The organism is Rothia sp. HMSC069D01 (assembly GCF_001810135.1).
GTDB lineage: Bacteria > Actinomycetota > Actinomycetes > Actinomycetales > Micrococcaceae > Rothia.
This window is the reverse complement of record NZ_KV800091.1, coordinates 20,870-27,578: the sequence shown is the minus strand read 5'-3', so window position 1 is coordinate 27,578 and position 6,709 is coordinate 20,870. Positions and strand designations below refer to the sequence as shown.

Here is a 6,709-nt window from a genome sequence, read left to right as displayed (position 1 = left end):
TATTTCAGGGGCCGGGAGAAGGTTACTGGTCTTGCCGACGTTGACATGTAGCACCGTATAGAGAAAGCCCTTGGGCTGAGAGATTAACTCTCAGCACAGGGGGCCTTCTGCATGCCAGCGGCGGCTCATTTAAGCGCCACCATTATCGGGTGATAATCGCGAAGTCGCTACTGGACAGGTTCGTGAAATTACCAATCTGCGCGTTCAGCCGGCACTTAGAAGTCACCGATAGCGCCGTGACCACCCGCTGATCCTCAGACACCAACACATGCCCCGAACAACCATCCGAAAAACTAATCAACTGCGCATCCGGAGAAATCGCCTGAACCAGCGTCGAAAACTCACCCGTACGCGGCAAAACCATCAACGGGTTCAACTCATCCGCACCACTCGGCCACACCGGAACCACCGTCACCGGCAAAACACTCTGATTCACCACACGAGAAGGAACCCGCAACTCAATCGACCGCAAACGCTGAATCGGGTACGCCGTCGAACGAACCTCCCTGTCAGAAATAGCCTTAGACGTCTCAGAATCAATACGGTTCAGCCATTCCTCAAAAGCACGAGAATCCTTAAACTCAGCAGACACATTCGCCCGAACCTGCACCACGCCATTAGCCGGGATACTCACCCCAGACAGATTCCACGAACACGGAACATCCACCGCAGTCACACTTGACTGATTCTTCGACACACCAGAAGACGCCTGACCGGCATCCCACGTCACCGAAGCACACGAACCACCCTCAACACCGGGAAGCACCTGCAAAATATCGCCCCGAAGAGCCGACTTCTGCGAAGAAAACTCAAACGTCAGGCGGGCACTCTTATCCCGCGGGTTATACGTACCCTCAATACGGGTACCCAAACCACTCGGCAAAGACGCCGAACTACGGCTCGAAGCAGACCACGACTCAGCCGTCTTAGACGAACCCTTACCGCCGCTCAAACCCACAAAAGCGAGCACACCCACAAGAATCAAAGAACCCAGGATGGCGCCCCACACCAGCGGGCGGCGCAACGGCGAACGGGCAGGCTCCTCATCCTCAACAACCTCATCAGGCACATATACCGGCTGCTCCACCACAAAAGGAGCGCGGATAACCGTCTCATTCTGCGCCTGACCCAGTGACGGCATACCCGCACCATACAGCTCCGTAACATTCTGCCCAGGCACCGCAGAAACCGCAGGCTCAGCACCATGAACCACCGTAGGCGTGTACCCCACAGCACCCGAAGACACCTCAACCCACCGAGGAAGCACCGTATCAGCCGAGAAACCCTCAGCCAAAAGACGCAACTTAGCGGCAGCCTCAGCCGCCCCAGGACGCTGAACCGGGTTCTCCGCCAACATCCCGTGAAGCACCTCAGCAACCTCAGCCGGAATCTGCGGCGACACCTGCACCGCACCACCACGCGCCGGAAGAGGACGCGCCGCCACCAACAACTCATGAAGAGTCACCGCGCACGCATAAACATCAACCGCCGGAGTAGCCACACCGTGCGCAGAACGCTCCGGAGCCATATACCCCGGAGTACCAGAAAACGAACGAGAAGCCCCCGAACCCGCAGAGCCAGTAAAAGAAGCAATACCGAAATCAGCCACACGAACCTGCTGATCCAGAGACTCCCCCAAAACACCGCTCAGCAGAACATTCTCCGGCTTAATATCCAGATGCATCACGCCCTGACGGTGAGCAAACTCCACCGCATTCAGAACCTGCACCATCAGACTCAACGCCAAACGAACCGGTAGCGGCCCCTCAGAATCCAGCTTCTGACGCAACGAACCGCCATGCTGAAACTCCATCACCAGAGCCAGCACGCCACCCTCAACCACCATGTCCGTCAACGGCACAATATGAGGATGCGACAGCGCCAACAACACCGAACGCTCACGCACAAAAGACTCAAGAACCACAGGATTCTCCGCAAGCTCCGGACGCAAAACCTTCGCCGCATACAGAGCCCACGAGCCGCTCATCGTAGCAGCCCACACCTCACCGACCGCACCAGAACCCACCCGGCGCACCAAACGATACGAAGAGCCAAGGGGAGCACCCGCAACCAAGCCCCCCGCAGGCTGACCAGCAACCTGCGGGGCAGGATGAGCATCACGACGCTCCGAGCCGGAGTACTGCGGCGAACCAGCAGGTACAGTCACGGGCTAACTCCTTAACATCAACTTCACAACAAGCAGGAAGACTCCCCAGACGGGGCGACCCCTACAGCAAAATAGCCGGTAAAGTTACACCATACCTCACCACACGACAAACAAGCCCTACAGTCCGCCACGGTGCTGAGAATCCTCAGGGCTCATCAGCTGCACCAGAACCGGCGACCCGGCAAGGAACGCGTAGCCACGACCAACGCTCAGCTGAACCGGGGCGCGCCTCGGAATAGAACCGAACATGTCCATATCCGTATCAACATTCGGCTGAACCACAGCACCAGTACGGAACTTGCGAATAGCCTTCGTCCAATGGCTATACAAAGGACGCAAATCAGTCGGCTTACCCGTAGCAATAATGTGAACGTCCGGGAAATCACCCTTCACAATCGCATCAAAAACGTTCATCGGGTCATCCACACGGTCACCATCATCAATCAGCAACAGCACCGGGCCCGCGGCATCCTGCAAAGCCGCCTGCACCTGAGCAGAAGCATTCTTGCTCTCAAACACCCGGTCAAAAACGCCCTCCGGCGCATTCACCAGACCGGAACGCTGATCGAAGACAGCCCAAACCTCCGGAACCTCCGCGGCATCCATACGTGCGTTCTCCGCTGCGATAGCGTCACCAGACGCCAACGCGGCAGACACCGCCTGCTCCGCCGCAGCCTTCGCCCGAGAAACCAGACGAGCAAACGCAACCAGCAGAGAAGACTTACCCGAACGCGGATTACCCGCAACCATGGCGTGCTCACCCTCATACAGCTCGAAAGCGCACGCCTCCAACGTAGCCTCCGCAATACCCACAGGGATACGCCACAGGCTCGGAGAAAACTCGGCGGCAGGCATGCTCTCCCACGAAACCCACGTCGGCAGCTGACCAATCACATCACGCTTAGCAGGAGCCTGCGGGAAGCGCTCACGAACCATAGAGACAGCCTCCTCCACGCCAACAGCGGGAGTAGCCACCTGCATCTGACGCAGACGCTTCGGGTCAACACAACGGCCGGGAACCGCAGCCGGAACATTCGTGCCGCGAATACCATGCGAGGAATAATCGTGGACATCGCTCAGCTGGAAGAACCACGTCTGCAAAGAAGCATCAAGAATCTGCGACGGGATATTCTTCGCGCGGCTCGTCGACACCACGCAGTGAATACCAACAGCAGGACCATCCGCATACACGCGGTAGAAATTCGCCAACAAATCCATACTCACAGCATCAGAGAACTCATCACGCAGCGTCGCAAAACCATCCAAAACAATGAAAAGAGGCTTACGGCGTGACGCATCAGCACGGCGAGCATCAAGCTCCGACTTCACAAAACGCAAGAAACGAGCCTGACGTTCCCTAGCGCCCTGACCGGTACCCACAGCAGAAACAACATGCGGCAAAGAACCCAACGGCAACAAGCCATCAGCGCCCATATCCACCAGAACAATATCAATGTCCTCCGGCGAATAATGCTGAGCCAAACCCAACACCACAGACTGAATCGTCGTAGTCGTACCACTACCGGCAACACCCACCAACAGCAGGTTGCTCATCTCAATATTCCAGCCCATAGGCACCTGACGCTGCAGCTCAGGCTCATCACCCAAAGTACACATCAGAACACCGTCCCGGACACCACCCACAGTGGGAAGATCCGGGTCGGGGAAGCCACGAACACCAAAATCAGCCAAATCAACATACGAACCCAACGGCTCAGGCCACACCTTACGAGGAGCAACCGCACCACGAGCCGCATGAGCCGCCACAACAGCATCAATCAGCAGATCCAGGTCATTCGCATCACTCGACGACACCTTCGGGCGCGCACGCTCCGAACGAGGAATACCGATACTATCGGTCGCGCGAACCTCCAGAGAAGTCACCACCTCAGTGCCACTCTGACCCGTCACCAGGGCAGTCTGCACCGGCGAAATATCATTCTGGCCCAGCTTCACATAGGCGCGACCCATCTGCGAACGCGAAATCTCCGAAGCATCCGGAACACCAATCACGTTCGAAGAATCCTCACGGCTCTGCACACGCAACGCCACACGCAAGTTCGTATTCGCCAGAATGTCATCATTTACCACGCCGGCAGGACGCTGAGTCGCCAAAATCATGTGCACACCCAGGGTACGACCCACCGCACCAATGCTCACCAGCGACGACAGGACATCTGGGAAGTCCTTCGCCAGCATCGCAAACTCGTCAATCACCAGCAGCAAGCGAGGCATCGGCTCCGGCGGGTTCGTCGCCAAATAATCCTTAATGTTGTCCACACCCTCGCCAGCAGCCGCAAACAGGCGCTGACGACGGTCCATCTCCGCCTCCAACGACTCAATAGCGCGGTGAGCCAACTGAGCATCCAAGTTGCTCAAAGTACCAATCGTATGCGGCAGACGCTCACACGTCTTAAACGCCGCACCACCCTTAAAGTCAACCAGAATAAAGTTCAAACGGCTCGGATCATGGTGAGCAGCCAAACCCGCCACCAACGAACGCAAAAACTCACTCTTACCCGAACCAGTGGTACCACCCACCAGACCGTGAGGACCATCCTTCACCAAATCCAGCGTGAACGCGCCAGAGTCGCCCACACCAATCTCAGTACTGAAACCATTAGCCTGCGACCAAAACGCCTCAATATCCTCAGCACCCGGAGGTGTCGGCAAACCAACCAGCTCAGGCAGCTTTACCAGCTGCGGCAAACCGCCGCCCAGAAGCAGACGCTCAGGGTCCTCATGATGCGCCAAAGTACGCGCCACATGAAGAGCATCCTCAGCGCTCACACCGGCGAGCACGCCATCGGTAACCGTGTAACGGCGGCGAGGCTCCGAATAGGTCATAGAAGCCTCCTCACCAATCTCCACGACCGAAGTACACGACGCAGGAAGACGATCAACAGAAGAAGCCAACACAATACCGGCAACACGGCGAGCACCCGCAGCAGCAGTCTTATTCGCCATCAGACGCACTTCATCGCCGTACGCCAAAAGGTCGCGTGCCGGCGACTCACGGCCCTCGGTGAGGGTATCCGAATCAACGACCACGCACAGGCCGCGGGTCGGAAGAGACTCAATGTCGTTGTATAGAGAGCGCAGCATCTGATCCGACTGCTCCTTACCAGAAGCAAACCAACGCATCTGCTGGTTCTGCGCCATATGCATGTGCGGAAGCCACGACGTCCACACCCAGTCCTGCGAGCGCGCCGAATCAGCGCAGACCGCAATCGTCATATCAGCAGGACCCGTGTGGGTCGCCGCCTGCAGCACCAGGCTACGCGCCAGGGCAAGAGACTGCTCACGCGGACCCACAATACCGATAGCGCCGCCCTCACGCAGGTCAGCAACCAGCGGGGCATCCCACAGGGTATTGTGCTCAAGAATATGCTGAACCTCAGGCTCAGGATTGCTCGGCTTCGTCAGCTCAGGAGCCCAATGAATATGCCCAGTACCCACATGGAAAGTCAACAGGTCAGGGCTTGTGCTCCGGCGACGCCACAGCGTCATCGCGGGAAGAAGCGCCCGCAGCTGAACGGCATCCGGTGCCGGGGCAAGGTCGTGAAGACGCTCAATTTCCTCACGGTTACTCAGAGCGATACGTTCCTTGAACTTCTCCATTTCCTGCTCAAAACGCACACGCTCCTTCACCTTATCCTTAGCGTGACGACGTTTCTGCTCCACCCACATGCCAATACTCAGAATGGGGCTGAGCATCGCGAAAAGGGCGTAACGAATCTCCTGCATAATGGCGACCATTGCCGCCGCCATGATAATCGGGCCCACCGCCATCGCAATATTGAACTTTGGCGGGTCAGAGACGTTCTTGCGGGTAGGTGCCTCCACCTTCTCCGGGGCGCTCAACGCACCCTGACGCGGCGGACGGTTAAACGGTGCAGTACCCGACGCGCTCACATTCGGGGCGCTACCGGGGCGAGGCGCTGCCTTCTCCTGAGGAGCAGGCCGCAGGGTCAGAACACAATCACCAACATGGATCGTGGTGCTCTCAGAAACAGTCAGACCCTCCTCAGGGATTTTCTGACCGTCCACAAAACTACCGTTCGTAGAACCCGGGTCAGTGATGCGCACCTTCTGAGTGTTTGTCGACTCATCATGCACCACCTGCAGGTGCAGATGCTCCCACGATGCGCTCGCCGTGGGCAGCACAATATCGGCGTACGGGGAACGACCCGCCACCAGAGGACGCGAAGAGGGGATAGGGCGCGGCAGGGTAACCGTCGAACCGCCGCTCAAGCAGACGCTCCAGCCCTGCACCAGGGAAGGGTAGGAGAGCGGTGCCCTAGAGATGCGCATACCCTCCATCGGCTTGACCTCCGCCAGAGTGGAGGATGCCGTCACCGGGCGGTTATCGCAATACAGCGGCTCGTCGGCAGGCAGGGAGGGGCCACCGGTCGCCTGGATGAGATCAGCGATGGTCGTCTCAGGCTGCCAGGAGTCTAGTTCATAGCTCCCGTTATGCTCTTCAAGTTCAAGGAAAAAGCGCATAAGGTGTTCTCCAAAATAGATAAATCGTGAGCCCCG

At 57.8% G+C, this 6,709-nt stretch carries 2 protein-coding genes; both read right to left on the bottom strand.

Going from position 1 to position 6,709, the window contains the following annotated elements; translation table 11 throughout:
• Nucleotides 1-142 precede the first annotated feature (142 nt).
• On the bottom strand, nucleotides 143-2,167 hold the full coding sequence (locus HMPREF2710_RS02705) for a serine/threonine-protein kinase (RefSeq protein WP_070599391.1): 2,025 nt from the start codon (nucleotides 2,165-2,167) through the stop codon (nucleotides 143-145).
• Between the two features lie 117 nt (nucleotides 2,168-2,284).
• Nucleotides 2,285-6,673, bottom strand: a complete 4,389-nt coding sequence (locus HMPREF2710_RS02700) for an FtsK/SpoIIIE domain-containing protein (RefSeq protein WP_070599389.1) — start codon at nucleotides 6,671-6,673, stop codon at nucleotides 2,285-2,287.
• Nucleotides 6,674-6,709: the final 36 nt, after the last annotated feature.

Coding starts and splice junctions, on each gene's coding strand:
- HMPREF2710_RS02700 (WP_070599389.1), bottom strand. CDS start 6,673: ATGCGCTTTTTCCTTGAACTTGAAGAGCATAACGGGAGCTATGAACTA.